This is a genomic window from Cupriavidus sp. 01L415, assembly GCF_056400065.1.
Genome location: NZ_JBFTSP010000002.1, coordinates 112268 through 127450, shown reverse-complemented (window position 1 = coordinate 127450; position 15183 = coordinate 112268). Strand labels below are relative to the sequence as shown.

Annotated in this window: 14 protein-coding genes; 1 reads left to right on the top strand and 13 read right to left on the bottom strand. The window is 63.6% G+C overall.

Annotated elements, in window-relative coordinates:
• Nucleotides 1–78: 78 nt before the first annotated feature.
• From hflC to ndk, 13 genes are all read right to left on the bottom strand, one after another.
• Nucleotides 79–981 carry a protease modulator HflC gene (gene hflC, locus AC1DOX_RS05885; RefSeq protein ID WP_092134256.1) on the bottom strand — a complete coding sequence of 301 codons (903 nt, stop codon included), beginning with the start codon at nt 979–981 and terminating at the stop codon, nt 79–81.
• A gap of 11 nt (nt 982–992) precedes the next feature.
• The gene (gene hflK / locus AC1DOX_RS05880; protein WP_441621641.1) at nt 993–2342 is read right to left on the bottom strand and encodes an FtsH protease activity modulator HflK; all 1350 of its coding nucleotides are present in this window, start codon (nt 2340–2342) and stop codon (nt 993–995) included.
• A 120-nt stretch (nt 2343–2462) separates the two neighbouring features.
• A complete protein-coding gene (gene hflX / locus AC1DOX_RS05875) occupies nt 2463–3740 on the bottom strand; it encodes a GTPase HflX (RefSeq protein ID WP_441621639.1) in 1278 nt (425 codons plus the stop codon).
• Nucleotides 3741–3960: 220 nt separating this feature from the next.
• Nucleotides 3961–4200, bottom strand: coding sequence for an RNA chaperone Hfq (hfq, locus tag AC1DOX_RS05870; protein ID WP_012353158.1), 240 nt, complete (start codon nt 4198–4200; stop codon nt 3961–3963).
• Between the two features lie 210 nt (nt 4201–4410).
• Nucleotides 4411–5754, bottom strand: coding sequence for a ribosome biogenesis GTPase Der (der, locus tag AC1DOX_RS05865; protein WP_092134260.1), 1344 nt, complete (start codon nt 5752–5754; stop codon nt 4411–4413).
• 223 nt (nt 5755–5977) lie between these two features.
• Nucleotides 5978–7153 carry an outer membrane protein assembly factor BamB gene (gene bamB, locus AC1DOX_RS05860; RefSeq protein ID WP_441621636.1) on the bottom strand — a complete coding sequence of 392 codons (1176 nt, stop codon included), beginning with the start codon at nt 7151–7153 and terminating at the stop codon, nt 5978–5980.
• Nucleotides 7154–7186: 33 nt separating this feature from the next.
• Nucleotides 7187–7819, bottom strand: coding sequence for a tetratricopeptide repeat protein (locus tag AC1DOX_RS05855; protein ID WP_441621634.1), 633 nt, complete (start codon nt 7817–7819; stop codon nt 7187–7189).
• Nucleotides 7820–7894: 75 nt separating this feature from the next.
• Nucleotides 7895–9250: a histidine--tRNA ligase gene (gene hisS, locus AC1DOX_RS05850; protein ID WP_441621632.1), complete on the bottom strand. Its 1356-nt coding sequence runs from the start codon at nt 9248–9250 to the stop codon at nt 7895–7897.
• A 49-nt stretch (nt 9251–9299) separates the two neighbouring features.
• The gene (gene ispG / locus AC1DOX_RS05845; RefSeq protein WP_092134266.1) at nt 9300–10592 is read right to left on the bottom strand and encodes a flavodoxin-dependent (E)-4-hydroxy-3-methylbut-2-enyl-diphosphate synthase; all 1293 of its coding nucleotides are present in this window, start codon (nt 10590–10592) and stop codon (nt 9300–9302) included.
• A gap of 47 nt (nt 10593–10639) precedes the next feature.
• Entirely contained in the window at nt 10640–11719 is a 1080-nt protein-coding gene (locus tag AC1DOX_RS05840) for a helix-turn-helix domain-containing protein (protein ID WP_441621628.1), read from the bottom strand.
• A complete protein-coding gene (gene pilW / locus AC1DOX_RS05835) occupies nt 11712–12491 on the bottom strand; it encodes a type IV pilus biogenesis/stability protein PilW (protein WP_441621626.1) in 780 nt (259 codons plus the stop codon). Before pilW ends, AC1DOX_RS05840 begins: the two co-directional genes overlap by 8 nt.
• On the bottom strand, nt 12488–13642 hold the full coding sequence (rlmN, locus tag AC1DOX_RS05830; protein WP_092134272.1) for a dual-specificity RNA methyltransferase RlmN: 1155 nt from the start codon (nt 13640–13642) through the stop codon (nt 12488–12490). The genes pilW and rlmN overlap by 4 nt, the downstream gene beginning before the upstream one ends.
• 50 nt (nt 13643–13692) lie before the next feature.
• Nucleotides 13693–14118, bottom strand: coding sequence for a nucleoside-diphosphate kinase (gene ndk / locus AC1DOX_RS05825; RefSeq protein ID WP_092134274.1), 426 nt, complete (start codon nt 14116–14118; stop codon nt 13693–13695).
• A gap of 341 nt (nt 14119–14459) precedes the next feature.
• Here ndk and AC1DOX_RS05820 point away from each other — a divergent pair, with 341 nt between their 5' ends.
• Nucleotides 14460–15164: a Bax inhibitor-1/YccA family protein gene (locus tag AC1DOX_RS05820; protein WP_441621623.1), complete on the top strand. Its 705-nt coding sequence runs from the start codon at nt 14460–14462 to the stop codon at nt 15162–15164.
• Nucleotides 15165–15183: the final 19 nt, after the last annotated feature.

Sequence of the window (15183 nt, the reverse complement as noted above, 5' to 3'; positions counted from 1 at the left end):
GACACGCCGCCTCCAGCCGGACAAAACCCCGGACGGACCGGGGTTTTGTCGAAACTCACGCGAACTGCGCGCTTCGCTCTATTTTTTGCCTCCGGCGGCAGCCGGGGCATTCGCACCACCGGACGAGCGCATATAGCGGAAGAAGTCCGAGTTCGGCTCCAGCACCATTACGTCACGCTTGTCGCGGAAGGTGTTGCGGTAGGCTTCCATGCTGCGCCAGAACTGGGCGAAGCTGGGATCCTTGCCGAACGCGTCGGCGTAGATCTGCGATGCCTTGGCGTCGCCTTCGCCCTTGACCACCTGCGCATCGCGGTAGGCCTCGGCCAGCACCACTTCGCGCTGACGGTCGGCATCGGCGCGAATTTTCTCACCTTCGGCGGCGCCCGTCGAACGCAACTCGTTAGCCACGCGCTTGCGCTCCGCTTCCATGCGGCGATACACGGATTCGCTGATCGCCGGCAGCAGGTCCACGCGCTTCAGGCGCACATCCAGGATTTCCACGCCCACGGACTGCGCATACTCGGCCATGCCGGTACGGATGCTCTGCATGACCTTCTCGCGCTCACCCGCCACCACATCGGCGACCGTGCGCTTGCCGAATTCTTCACGCGCCACGGCATCGATCCGCTGCGTCATGCGATCCTGCGCGCCGCGCACGTTGCCACTGAAGGCCACGAAGAACTTGCGCGGATCGGTGATGCGCCACTTGACGAACCAGTCCACCACCATCGACTTCTTCTCGGCGGTCAGAAAGCGCTCGCTGGCGGCCACGTCGATCGTCTGAAGGCGGCGATCCATGAACACCACGTTCTGCAACGGCGGCGGCAGTTTGAAATGCAGGCCGGGCTCGCGCACCACCTGCTTGATCTCGCCGAAGGCGAACACGACGGCGTACTGACGCTGGTCGACGACGAACAGCATCGACGACGCGATGGCCAGCACGATGAAAAGGCCAATGACAAAGGAAATCAGTCGGTTCATGACGGGTCTCCTCAGCGCGAGTCGCGGTCGCGGTTACGCATCGACTCGCGCGACCGGATGTCCGTCGACGAATCCGGCACGGCCGGCGCATTGGTACCCGGCGCAACCGCCGCGGGCGTCGGACTGCCCCCCTGCACCTGCGTCATCAGCTTGTCCAGCGGCAGGTACAGCAGGTTGTTCCCCGACTTGGCATCCACAAGGATCTTGTTCGAATTGGCGTAAATCTGCTGCATGGTTTCGATATAGATGCGGTCGCGCGTGACCTGCGGCGCCTTGGCGTACTCCGTCTGCACCGAGCGGAAGCGGGCCGCGTCACCCTCGGCCTGCGCCACCACGCGGGAGCGATAGGCTTCGGATTCCTCCTTCAGGCGCGCCGCCGTACCCTTGGCGCGCGGCAGGATGTCGTTGGCATAGGCCTGGCCTTCGCTGATCGCGCGCTCGCGATCCTGGCTGGCCTTGTTCACGTCATCGAACGCCGCCTGCACCTGCTCGGGCGGCTGCACGCTCTGCACGTTCACGGAAATCACGCGAATGCCGGTCTTGTAGGCGGTCAGGATCGACTGGATCGACTTGGCCAGCGACTGGGCGATCTGCTCGCGGTTCTCGTACAGCACCGCATCCATCTTGTTGCGGCCGACGATCTCGCGCACGGAGGTCTCAGCGGCCTGCGTGACCAGTTCCTCGTCGCCACCGCGGTCGGTGCGATTGAAGAACAGGAATTCACCGGCGTCCTGGATGTCGTATTGCACCGTGAAGCGGACGTCGATGATGTTCTCGTCCTGCGTCAGCATCGACGAGTCCTTCAGGTTGCTATCCTTGATCGACGTGGCGCGACCCACTTCCACCGAGCGCACCGCCGACAGGTTCACCACCTCGGCCGACTGGATCGGCCAGGGCATGCGCCAGTTGATGCCGGGGCCCGTGGTGTACTTGAACTTGCCGAACTGCAGGATGACGGCGGTTTGCCCTTCCTGCACCATGAAGAAGCCGCTGGCGAGCCAGATGCCGATCACGGCCGCGATGATCACGCCCACGCTTACGTTCGAGCTCTTGCCGGGCACGCGCGGGCCACTGCCGAGGCCGGGGCCGCCGCCGTTGTCCTTGCGGCCCAGCAGGCCGTTCAGGCGGCGATTGAAATCACGCCAGAGCTCATCCAGGTCGGGCGGACCGTCCTGTGGACGCTGGTTCTGCTGGCGATTGTTGTCTTTGTCTTTGTCCTTGTCTTCATCGTCCTGACCGTTACGGCCCCAGCGAGGGTCGTTCAGAGAGAAGATGGCACGCAGGCGCGGCCAGCCCGCAAAACGCGGGGCGCGAGTGCCTGTCATAAAGCGCGAGTCAGGATTCCGGTGGAACAGGGGCATGAAGTGCACGGGTCCGGGAAGTTTGGAACAGGGGGATTCTAGCAGCCATCTTGATCACATTTGCTCAAAATCCCCAATCGGGCGGCGAATCTCGCCTAACGACGATCAGTTTGGGCGGTGTCAGGCCCGTCGATCCTCGTCTGAGGCCTTGTCGGCGCCATCATCGGCGCCGTCCGCCTGGTCCGCCGGATCGTCACCGGAGTCCCAGCCGTCATCGTCGCCGGCCAGCATCGGCACCTCGGCCAGCCGGGGGTCGTAAGGCTCTGGTGCTTCTGGCTGCGAGGCCAGCCATTGCGCCACATCAACGATCGACTGACGCAGCGCGTCGAGCCCCAACCCCTCGCGGGCGCTGACGAAGACGCGGGTCGGCACACCGTCTTCATTACGCTCCACGCGCGGGCCCTGCTCCATCAGCTCGGACGCTGCATCGATCTTGTTCATCACGACGATCTGCGGGATATCGATCGCATCGATTTCCGCCAGTACGCGATTGACCTGCTCGATCTGCTCGTGCCGGACGGGACTCGATGCGTCCACCACATGCAGCAGCAGGTCGGCGTGCACGGTTTCGTCCAGCGTCGCGCGGAAAGCCGCCACGAGTTGCGTCGGCAGGTCGCGAATGAAACCCACGGTGTCCGACAGCACCACGTTGCCCAGTCCGTCCAGAAACAGCCTGCGGGACGTGGTGTCGAGCGTGGCGAACAGCTGGTCAGCCGCATAGGCGCGCGCCTTGGTCAGCGCGTTGAACAGCGTCGACTTGCCCGCGTTGGTATAGCCGACCAGCGAGATGCTTAGCGTGTCATTGCGCGCGCGCGCACGGCGTTGCGTATGGTGCTGGCGTTGCAGGCGCGACAGGTCGGCTTTGAGCCGCTTGGCTCGGTCATCAAGCATCCGTCGGTCCAGCTCGAGCTGGCGCTCGCCAGGGCCGCCGCGCATGCCGATACCACCCTTCTGCCGCTCCAGGTGGCTCCATGCGCGGACCAGGCGCGAGGCCTGGTATTGCACCTGCGCAAGCTCCACTTGCACCTTGCCGACATGGCTCTGCGCGCGCTGGCCAAAGATATCGAGGATCAGGCCGGTGCGATCGATCACGTGGCGCTGCAGAAAACGCTCCAGGTTCCGTTGCTGGGCCGGGCTCAATGCGTGATTGAACACGACCACATCCGCGTCCAGCGCATCAGCCGCTTCCTTGAGTTCATCCGCCTTGCCCGAGCCGATAAACAACGCCGGATCGGGACGCGAACGCTTGCCCGTCAGCGTATGCACGGGCACGGAGCCAGCCGTGCTGGTCAGCAACGCCAGTTCGGACAGGCTTTCCTGGAAGTCATGCTTGCCGAAATCGACGCCGACCAGGATGGCGCGCGAGGGATCGGTATTGGAGGTAGCTCTGGGTTGCAAGCGGGGGGACGCGAAGCGCCGAAGGATGAAACGTTGTTAAGACAAGAAATGTCCGGACTGCGGCAACGTGCCGCGGCCGGGTGCCGCAAGACTCGGAGTCGGAAACAGATTCGGACGGGAAGTGGCGGCGGATAGTATCGCCCGCACGGGGCGGCACTGGAGGTGGGTCACGCAAGGCTGCGGCCGCAAGATGATGCGGCCGGCAGCGAAAGAGGAAAGTTCAGGCCTCGGCGGAGTCATCCACGCGGAAGTTGACCGCGCGCGCGGGCACGACGGTGGAAATCGCATGCTTGTAGACCATCTGCGTCACGGTGTTACGCAGCAGGACGACGTACTGGTCGAACGACTCGATATTGCCTTGCAGCTTGATGCCATTGACGAGGTAGATGGAAACCGGCACGTGCTCTTTGCGCAGCGCGTTCAGGAACGGGTCTTGTAGCAATTGCCCTTTGTTGCTCATGGCACACTCCAAAATTATAGATTTAGTGATGGATGATGGGGACGGAAATCCCCGGTTCAAGTCAGTTGGCGCAAAACCGCGCCAGAAAAAAGATCAAAACGGTACCAGGCTGGCATCAACGCGCAGGGCTCCCCCTGCTACCGTGAATTTAGCCGCAGTTCCAAACGAACGCAAACGAAAGTTGCCCACGAGGAAAGGCACCATTTGGGCTCATTCCTTCGAGTCGGCGTAGGGATTTTTGTTCGTACGAAATTCGATGCGCAGCGGTGTGCCCTTGAGCTTGAACGCCGTCCGGAAGCGATTTTCCAGGTAGCGCCGATAGGTCTCTGCCACACCGCTGAGCGCATTGCCGTGCACCACGATGATCGGCGGATTGGAACCGCCCTGGTGGGCATAGCGCAGCTTCGGCCGCGATGCTCCCACTCGCTTCGGCTGCTGGAATTCCACGGCTTCCTGCAGCACGCGCGTCAGTTGCGGCGTGGGCAGCTTGACCATCGCGGCGGCGTACGCATCGTCCACCGACCGCATCAACGCACCGATGCCCGTGCGCTCGCGCGCGGACACAAAGTGCACGTTGGCAAAGCTCAGGAATTGCAGCTTGCGCTCCAGGTCATGCTTGATGCGGTCGCGCGTGTGGCCATCCAGGCCATCCCACTTGTTCACGCCCACCACCAATGCCCGGCCCGATTCGACGATGAAGCCGGCGATGTGTGCATCCTGCTCGGAAATGTCCTGCTGGGCATCCAGCAGCAGCACCACCACGTTGGCATCGGCGATCGATTGCAGCGTCTTCACCACCGAGAACTTCTCGATGGCCTCGAACACCTTGCCACGCTTGCGCAGGCCAGCCGTGTCGATCAGCGTGTACGGCTTGCCGCCACGCTCGAACTCCACATAGATCGCATCGCGCGTGGTCCCCGGCATGTCGAACGCGATGACGCGCTCTTCGCCGATCAGTGTGTTCACGAGCGTGGACTTGCCCACGTTCGGACGGCCCACGATGGCGATCTTGACGCCGTGCTGGCCCGCATCGTCCTGCTCGGCCAACTCGGGCCGTTCCTGCACGGCCAACTCCAGCGCCTCGTCGACGAGTTCGCTCACGCCATCGCCATGCGTCGACGAAATGGCATAGGGATCGCCCATGCCCAGCTCGTAGAATTCGGCCGCCACCGAGGTGTACTTCATACCCTCGACTTTGTTGATCGCCAGCATGATGCGGCGGCCGGTCTTGCGCAGGTAATCGGCAATCACCCGATCCTGCGGCGCGAGGCCGAGGCGGCCATCGACGAGGAAGATGACGACATCGGCCTCGACCACGGCCTGACGGGTCTGCTTGGCCATTTCCGCCACGATCCCGTCCTTGGCCACGGGCTCGAAACCACCGGTGTCGATAGCGATAAATGGACGATCGCCGATGCGGCCCTCACCGTAGTGGCGGTCCCGCGTCAGACCCGGCAGGTCCGCGACAAGTGCGTCGCGCGAGCGGGTCATGCGATTGAATAGCGTCGACTTGCCCACATTGGGACGGCCGACGAGTGCGATAACTGGTTTCATGCAATAAATGGAAACAGGGGGAAGCTTGCGCCGTCCCCCAGCAACTCCGGAGTCATGTTGATCCGACAACCAACGCGCCTTATGCGCGGCTGGCCGCTCTTCCTGTCGGGCGGAACCGGGCGCCGGGCCCCATTCCAAGGTTGTTGGCACGACCAGGGATCATGCTACCGGATTGGCGCCGTCCGTGCGACAGGGGCACGGACGGGCTTGCGTGCGTTGGCGATCAGTTCGGCACGAAGCCGTAGACGTCGCCGTCGCGGGTCTGGACGATCAGCGTTTCGCCGGCCACCACGGGTGCCGCGCTGATGGCGCTGCCATCGGTCTTCATGCGTGCCACGATCTGCCCATCATCACGGGACAGGAAGTGCACAAAGCCTTCGAAATCCCCCATCACTATCGAGCGGCCCAGCGCCAACGGCGCGCCAAGGCCACGGTAGCGCAGCTGGTCGTTCTTCCAGCGCTCGTTGCCGTTCTGGCGGTCGAACGCGAAGACCGTCGACGTCTCGTCACTCGCGAACAGCGAGGTGTCGTCCTGCGCGAGACCGGTCGGCGACGAGAAATCCTTGCCCCACTGCGGCTGGCCGTTGGCCAGTTCCAGGCACGAGACACGGCCCTGGAACGTGGTGGCGCACACCTGGCGGCCATAGATCACGGGCACGCCGGTCACATCGTTCAGGCGTTCGATCTCGGACACGCCCTTCGGATACGACACCGTGCTTTCCCAGCGCAGCACGCCGTTAGCCGGCGCGAGCACGCCAATCTTGCCGCCCGGGAAGCCCGTGATGATGCCGTCGCCGGCAAACACCATGCCCATGGCCGCGCGCAGGTTCAGCGGGGTCTGGGAACGCTGATAGATCCAGCGGCGTTCACCCGTCTGGGCATCCAGCCCGATCACGCGGGTATCGGTCGTACGCACCACCACCAGGCCGTTGCCAACCAGCGGCGCCGACAGCACCTCACCGTTGACCTGCTTCTTCCAGATCTGCTTGCCGCTACTGTCGAACGCGTAAACCGCGCCCTTCTCGCCGGCCACGGACGTCACAGAACCGTCGGAACCCGGGCCCGAAGTCAGGTCGATGTCCGTCTTGGCCTTCCACACCGTACGCCCGGTGTTGCCCTCGAGGGCCAGCACCGTGCCGTTCCTGGCCGATACGTACACGTTGTTGCCGGCCGCCATGGGCGCCATCACGTAGGCGCCGCTCTTACCGACATCGGCCTTCCAGGCCTGCTTGACCGACAGCGTCGCCGAAACCGGCTTCAGTTCCGTCGGCGGATGCTTGTTTTCCTTGCTGAACAGCGAGCAGCCTGCCAGCACGCCCAGGCAGGTGCCGGCGACGAGCGCGCGGGCGACACGGCGGGACGACGGGCGGGAGACAGCTGCACGAAGCAATGACGTCATAGAGATACGATCCTAGATGGAATGAAGGTCCGCTCAGGCCGTGCCCAGCGCGTCGAGCTTGAACTGAATGATCTGGCGCATTCCGGCTTCGCCGGTGCCGAGCTTGTCCAGCGCGCGGCGATAGGCGGTACGGGCGTCGTCGCGCTTCTCCTGCGCGGCCAGCAGATCGCCGCGGCGATCTGCAAACAGGGCTTCGTACTGTGCGGGCGGCTCGTCCTTGAGCAACGCCAGACCCTGATCGTAGGCTTTCTCATCGAGCAGGACACCAGCCAGACGCACGCGCGCCAGCGGGGCGTAGTCTTCGCCGCCATGGTCGATGGCCCACTGCAGCTGCGACTTGGTGCCAGCCAGGTCGCCGGCGTCGTACAGCACCTTGGCCGCGACCAGCGCGCTCATCGGGCCATAGGCCGTGCGACCGAACTTGTCTTCCAGGTCGGTGGCCGCCCGCTTGACGCGATCGGCGTCACGGCTTTCGGCGGCCTTCGTGACCTGCTCGTACAGCAGCGCCGCATCGCGCGCCTGCACGCGTTGCCAGTAGTTCCAGCCGCTCCAGGCCGCAAACGCGAGCAAGGCGGCAATCAGGATCCAGGTGATGATGTTGCCGTACTGGTTCCACCAGGCCTTGAGGCTCTCAAGCTGTTCCTGTTCTTCTAGATCGTAAGCCATGTCGAGGCAGTTACCCGCATAGGTTGAAAAGTGCGGCCGCACCCGGGGCGGCCACGCTGCTTGCTGTTGCTTTGCTTATTGCTCGTCGTCGGCGCCGTCGTCGGATTCGATGGCATTGACCATCGCGTCGATGACATAGTCGACCACGCTACCAGCCGGCACGCTGGCTTGCGGGCCACCTTCGCCCGCGCTGCCGCCGCGCAGCTGCTTGACTTGCACCACATCGGCGGCCACTTCATCGTCGCCAATAATAACGGCAAAGGATGCGCCACTCGCGTCGGCACGCTTCATCTGCGACTTGAAGCTGCCGCTCTTGCCGTCCGGCGTGGCGTGCAGCACGACGTCCAGGCCGGCATCCCGCAACCGCTCCGCCGCGATCATCGCCTGCTGGCTGGCAGCCTCGCCCTGGTGAACCATGTAGACGTCGCAACCGGAAGCCTCCGGCACCAGATTTTCTTCGCGAATCAGTTCGATGATCCGCTCGACGCCCATCGCCCAGCCGCAAGCCGGGGCCGGCTTGCCGCCCATCTGCTGGATCAGCGGATCGTAGCGGCCACCGCCGGCGATGGTGCCCTGTGCGCCGAGCTTGTCCGTGATCCACTCGAACACGGTCAGGTTGTAGTAGTCCAGGCCGCGCACCAGGCGAGGATTGATCTTGAACGGGATGTTGTTGGCCTTCAGCAGGCGTTGCACGCCTTCGAAGTGAGCCAGCGATTCCTCGCCCAGGAAATCGATCAACTTCGGTGCGTTGGCCGCCATCTCCTGCAGCGCCGGATTCTTCGTATCCAGCACCCGCAGCGGATTGGTGTACAGACGGCGCTTGCTGTCGTCGTCCAGGATGTCCTGGAAGCCTTCCAGATACTTGACCAGCTGCTCGCGGTGCGCGGCGCGCTCATGCGCCTGGCCCAGAGAATTGAGCTCCAGCCGGACGTTGGTCAGCCCCAGGTCGTCCCACAGCCGCTGGCACATGAGAATGATCTCGGCATCCACGTCCGGGCCAGCAAAGCCCAGCGCCTCGGCGCCGAGCTGGTGGAACTGACGATATCGCCCACGCTGCGGACGCTCGTGGCGGAACATCGGTCCTGCGTACCAGAGCCGCTTGGGGCCGTCGTACAGCAGGTTGTGCTCGATCGTCGCACGCACAGCCGCTGCCGTGCCCTCCGGGCGCAGCGTCAGGTTTTCGCCGTTTAGCGCGTCGGTGAAGGAATACATCTCCTTCTCGACAATGTCCGTCACCTCGCCGATGCCGCGGATAAACAGCTGCGTATGTTCGACGATCGGCGTGCGGATCTGCTGATAGCCGTAGGCGCGAAGCATGCTGCGCGCGGCGTTCTCGAACATTTCCCACAGCGGGGCGTCGGCGGGCAGCATGTCGTTCATGCCCTTCACGCCCTGCAGTGCCTTGGCGGCCTTCGTCTTGTCTTCGCTCATGTCTGATTCGTTGCTCGCAGTGATGCCCTACCCTGACCGGTTCAGGATCTCAGGCCACCGCTTCCTGTTTTGCTTGCGTGGCGCCGGGGCCATAGTGCGTGCGGACGTACTCGTCGACGATCGCCTGGAATTCCTCGGCGATGCGCTCGCCGCGCAGCGTCTTTACCTTCACGCCGTCCACGAAGACCGGTGCCGCCGGCGATTCGCCGGAGCCCGGCAGCGAGATGCCAATGTTGGCATGCTTGCTTTCGCCCGGACCATTGACGATGCAGCCCATCACCGCCACGTCCATCTCTTCCACGCCCGGATAGGTGGTCTTCCAGGTTGGCATCTGCTCGCGCAGGTAAGCCTGGATGCTGGCAGCCAGTTCCTGGAACGTGGTGCTGGTGGTACGGCCACAGCCGGGGCATGCAATCACCATCGGCGTGAAATTGCGCAGCCCCATCGTCTGCAGGATTTCCTGGCCGACGTAGACTTCCTTCTCGCGTGGCGCGCCGGGTTCCGGCGTCAGCGAGATACGGATCGTGTCGCCGATGCCTTCCTGAAGCAGCACCGACAGCGCAGCGGTCGACGCCACAATACCCTTGCTGCCCATGCCGGCTTCGGTCAGGCCCAGATGCAGCGCATAGTCGCAGCGGCGGCCTAGCTCGCGATAGACCGCGACCAGTTCCTGCACCTGCGACACCTTGCATGACAAAATGATCTGGCTGCCAGGCAGGCCAATCTCCTCGGCCTTCTGCGCGGATTCGATCGCCGACGTGATCAGTGCCTCGACCATCACGCTTTGCGCCGGCCACGGCTCGGCGCGCTGGGCGTTCTCATCCATGACACGCGCCAGCAATGCCTGATCCAGGCTGCCCCAGTTCACGCCGATGCGCACCGGCTTGTTATAGCGGCACGCCATTTCGATCATTTGCGCGAACTGCGTGTCGCGCTTGGCGCCCTTGCCCACGTTGCCGGGGTTGATGCGGTACTTCGAGAGCGCCTGGGCACACTCGGGATAGTCGTGCAGCAGCGTGTGGCCGTTGTAGTGGAAGTCGCCGACCAGCGGCACGTTCACACCCATGCGATCCAGTTGCTCGCGAATGGCCGGCACCGCAGCAGCGGCCTCAGGCGTATTGACGGTGATCCGGACAATTTCCGAACCGGCGCGGGCCAGTTCCTTGATCTGGATAGCCGTGCCGATCGCATCGACCGTATCGGTATTCGTCATCGACTGCACGCGCACCGGCGCACCACCGCCGATCGTGACGATATTGTCGCCCCACGCGACGCTCGCCTGGCGCGATTGCCGACGCGGCAGCGGACCGGGAACGACCGGCTGGAAGGCCTTCTGGTTCATAGCATTACCACCTTCTTGCATGGCTGACTGCGCCACCTACATCCGCATTACTGCAGCGTCAGGCGCGCCACATTGTTTCGGTTGGCCGACTGGAAATCGACGGGCGCGCCATTGCGCGTCATCGACTCCACGCCTTTCACATTACCAAGTATGACTTTGTAGGGTCCGCCCGCGCCGGTGCCGCTCACGGCATCGCCGGCCTTGGCCGTACCCCCGAGAATGACCTTGCCGCTGCGGTCGCGAACCTCGTACCAGGAATCGGCCGAGAAACGGATCTGCACCTGGCCATCACCCTTGGCCACGACAGGTGCTGCGGGCATGGCGGCCGGTGCCGCGGAAGCCGGCACGACCTTGGCGACCGGCGCCGCAGGAGCCGACGCTGCCTTGATGACCGGCGCCTCGGGCGCGGCGGGCGCGCCCTCGGACGGACCCAGGGCACCACCAGTGGCGAGCGGCATGCCGGCCACGCTCGCTGGCGGGGCTTCGGACGGGGCAGGAGAATCATTGCCCGCCATCACCGGAGGCAGCGCCGCGGTCACGGTGCCGTCATTGTTGCTTTGCGGGGCGGCTTCATGCTCCTCGGCCACGGCCGGCGCCTCCGCTGCGGCCTTGTTTCGGGCTTCCAGCCATGCCTTGGCATGGTCGAAACCGAAATAGCCGCCCGCTGCCAGCCCAGCCACCACGAGGAACAGCCAGACCAGACGGCCGCCCGATCCACCCGCGCTGCGGGTCCCGAAGCGCTTGCGGTCATCGAAGGTCTGGTTGAGCGCCCCTTCGTGTCGGCGCGTGATCTCAGCCACGGGCGTTGCCTGGGCCTGCGCATGGTAGCGGCCCAACAGCATATCGATATCGACATGGAGCGAGCGTGCATACGCGCGCATCACGCCCTTCGCGAACGTCACGTCAAGCAGGCTCGACACATTGCCCGACTCGATCGCTGCCAGCTTGGCCGAGGCCACCTTCAGGCGGGCGCTGACGTCTTCCAGGGACATGCGCTGCGTTTCGCGCGCTTCTTTCAGCTGCGCCCCGATTTCGCGAGCCACGGCCTCACGATCGGAGACTGTCGCGCCGCCGCCGACGTGTGCCGTCGTTGCAGCCTGGCTTTCGGCGCGCTCTTGTTCACTCATCCCAAGCTCCTCTCTCGAATGCGGTCAGCTCGCGCGAGTCTGGGAAACGGCTGCGCAATTGCGCCACCATGGCGCTCTGCGTCTCGGCGTCGCCCTGGCGACGAGCAATGCGCGCACCCAGCCAGAGGGACTGCGCGCTGACGAATCGGCTATTGTTGACGCGGCCAACGAACTGCCTGGCCTGCGCCATATCCCCGCGCTGGAAGTTCAGCAGCGCCAGGTTGGTGTTAACTGACGGATCGTTGCGATCATATCCGTAGGCCGTTTGCAAATTTTTTTCAGCCGATGCCAGGTCGCCATTGCGCAACTCACAGGCGCCCAGGTTGGTCAGCGGCTTGACCGGCCCATTGACCGACGGTGCCTGTACCGCGCGCAGCAGCATCGATTTCGCATCTGCATAGCGGCCGTTCAGGCAAAGAAACCAGCCATAGTTGTTGAGCACATCGGCATCGTTGCCGCGCATATTCAGCGCAGTGCGGAAGCTGTCCTCAGCCAGCACCTGCTCGTTCATGCCCATGTAGACCAGCGCGCGCACGTGGTACGCATCCACCAGCATGGGATCGATGGCGATCGCCTGCTTGACCTCGTCCAGCGCCACCGAATACTGTCGCGCATCCAGGTACTGGGTAGCGAGCTGCAGCCGGATGCCGGCGCGGCGGCTGGCATCGGTCTGGTCAGAAGCGGTCTTGATATCCTGCGTGGGCGTGGGTGGCAACGTGCAGGCGGACAACATCATCAGCCCGATCAGGGCCGCGACAATCAGACGGGTCATGCAGGACGGGCCTCCCGAGATTGGCCGGCGGCAACCACCGGCACCAGTGGCGTGATCTTGCCGAACTTGCCGCGCTCGGCCAGACGGGTTCGATCCATGACCTCGCCAGCCAGCTGGCCACAGGCGGCGTCGATGTCGTCGCCGCGGGTCTTGCGGATCGTGGTAACCAGGCCCGCATCCATCAGTACCTGGGCGAAGCGGCGAATCTGCTCGTTGTTCGAGCGCTTCAGCCCCGATTCAGGGAACGGGTTGAACGGGATCAGGTTGAACTTGCACGGCACATCGGCCACAAGCTTCAGCAATTCCCGCGCATGTTCGACGGTGTCATTGACGCCGTCGAGCATGCAATATTCGAAGGTAATGAAATCGCGCGGCGCGAATTCCAGGTAGCGGCGGCATGCCGCCATCAGTTCGGCCAGCGGATATTTCCGGTTGAGCGGGACCAGCACGTCGCGCAACGCATCGTTGGACGCGTGCAGCGACACGGCCAGCGCCACCGGCAGGTCCTTGGACAGGCGATCCATCATCGGCACCACGCCGGAAGTGGACAGCGTCACGCGACGGCGCGACAGGCCGTATGCGTTGTCGTCGAGCATCAGCCGCATGGCAGGCACCACCGCATCATAGTTGAGCAGCGGCTCGCCCATGCCCATCATCACCACGTTGGAGATGACACGCTCGTCCTTGGGGCCGCGACCCAGCTGGGCGCGCATGGCGAATTCGGCCATCCAGAGCTGGCCAATGATCTCGCCGGTCGAGAGGTTGCGGGAGAACCCCTGCTTGCCGGTCGAACAGAACCGGCAGTTGACGGCGCACCCCGCCTGCGACGACACGCACAGCGTACCGCGCGTGTCCTCGGGGATGTACACCGTCTCCACCGCGTTGCCGGCGCCTACATCGAGCAGCCACTTCCGCGTGCCATCGGACGACACGTTGTCCGTGATGATGGCCGGCGAACGGATCTCGGCACGCGTCGCCAGCTTTTCGCGCAGCGACTTGGCGAGATCCGACATGGCGTCGAAGCGACTGGCACCGAACTGGTGGATCCAGCGCTGCAATTGCCGCGCACGAAACGGCTTCTCGCCGAGCTCGCCGCAATAGGCAGTGAGCGCGTCCGCGTCGAGATCGAGCAGGTTGACGAGATCGTTCATGACAGCAATTCCAGCAATACTTCAGTAGACAGTCGTGTTGTCAGGGACAATCAGCGGCTGTAAACGTTCATGCCCGGGAAGAAGAAGGCCACTTCCACGGCAGCCGTTTCCGGAGCGTCCGAGCCGTGCACGGCGTTGGCGTCGATGCTGTCGGCGAAGTCGGCACGGATGGTGCCCTTCTCGGCCTTCTTCGGATCGGTGGCGCCCATCAGGTCACGATTCTTGGCGATAGCGTTTTCACCTTCCAGGGCCTGGATCATGACCGGGCCGGAGACCATGAAGTCCACCAGATCCTTGAAGAACGGGCGTGCCTTGTGCACGGCGTAGAACTGCTCGGCTTCACCGCGCGACAGGTGAGCCATCTTCGCGGCAACGACTTTCAGGCCGGCGGCCTCGAAACGGGCGTAGATCTGGCCGATAACGTTCTTGGCCACGGCATCCGGCTTGATAATCGACAGGGTGCGTTCGATCGCCATGAAAAACTCCGAAAAATGAAGGGGTTACAAATGGATTAAACGTGCAATTCTAGCACGAGACGATGGCGGTTTCGAGCACGCACCCCGTCGGCGCCGGCAGGCCCGCGGGAGCACGGCCCGGGATGGGCAAAAGTAAAGCTTGCGCCACATTTTGCCAACAAAGAAAGGGAACGGCGGCAACGGTTCCCCGTCAAATGTGTGCGAATTCGGAGAACAACCAATGCAACAGGTGATTGTAAAGACAATACCCCTCTTGCAAATCCGCCGACGCGATGCCACATTGACGCTGTGCCGCCCGGGTCGCCCCGGCGCCTCACCGATATCTGATGACAGGAGTCACCATGAACAACAAGCTGAATACTTACGGTTTCGGCAATAGTGCTGCGGGCGTCACCGACGTCGTCGTCCGCAACCGGGTCCTACGCAATACCTACTGGCTGCTGGCTCTCTCGATGATCCCGACGGTGCTCGGCGCCTGGATCGGCGTGGCCACCGGCTTCACGATGATGGCGGGTAGCCCCGGCCTGTCCCTGATTTTGTTCTTCGCGATCGCCATGGGCTTCATGTTTGGCATCGAGAAGACCAAGAACAGCGGCATGGGCGTAGTCCTGCTGCTGGCGTTCACGTTCTTCATGGGCCTGATGCTGTCCCGCCTGATCAGCGCAACCCTGTCGTTCTCGAACGGCCCGGCGCTCATTATGTATGCGTTCGGCGGCACCGCAGCCGTGTTTGCCACGATGGCGTCGATCGCCACGGTCAGCAAACGCGATTTCTCGGGCATGAGCAAGTTCCTGTTCGTCGGCGTCATCCTGCTGATCCTGGCCAGCGTGGCCAACATCTGGCTGCAAATGCCGGCCTTGATGATCACGGTATCCGTCATCGCGATCGGCATCTTCTCGGCTTACATCCTCTTTGACGTGCAGCGCATCGTGAACGGCGGCGAAACCAACTATGTGACCGCCACGCTCGCGATTTACCTGGACGTGTACAACGTGTTCGCCAACCTCCTGGCGCTGCTGGGTATCTTCGGCGGCAGCCGCGACTGACGCAACCACGCTGAAACGA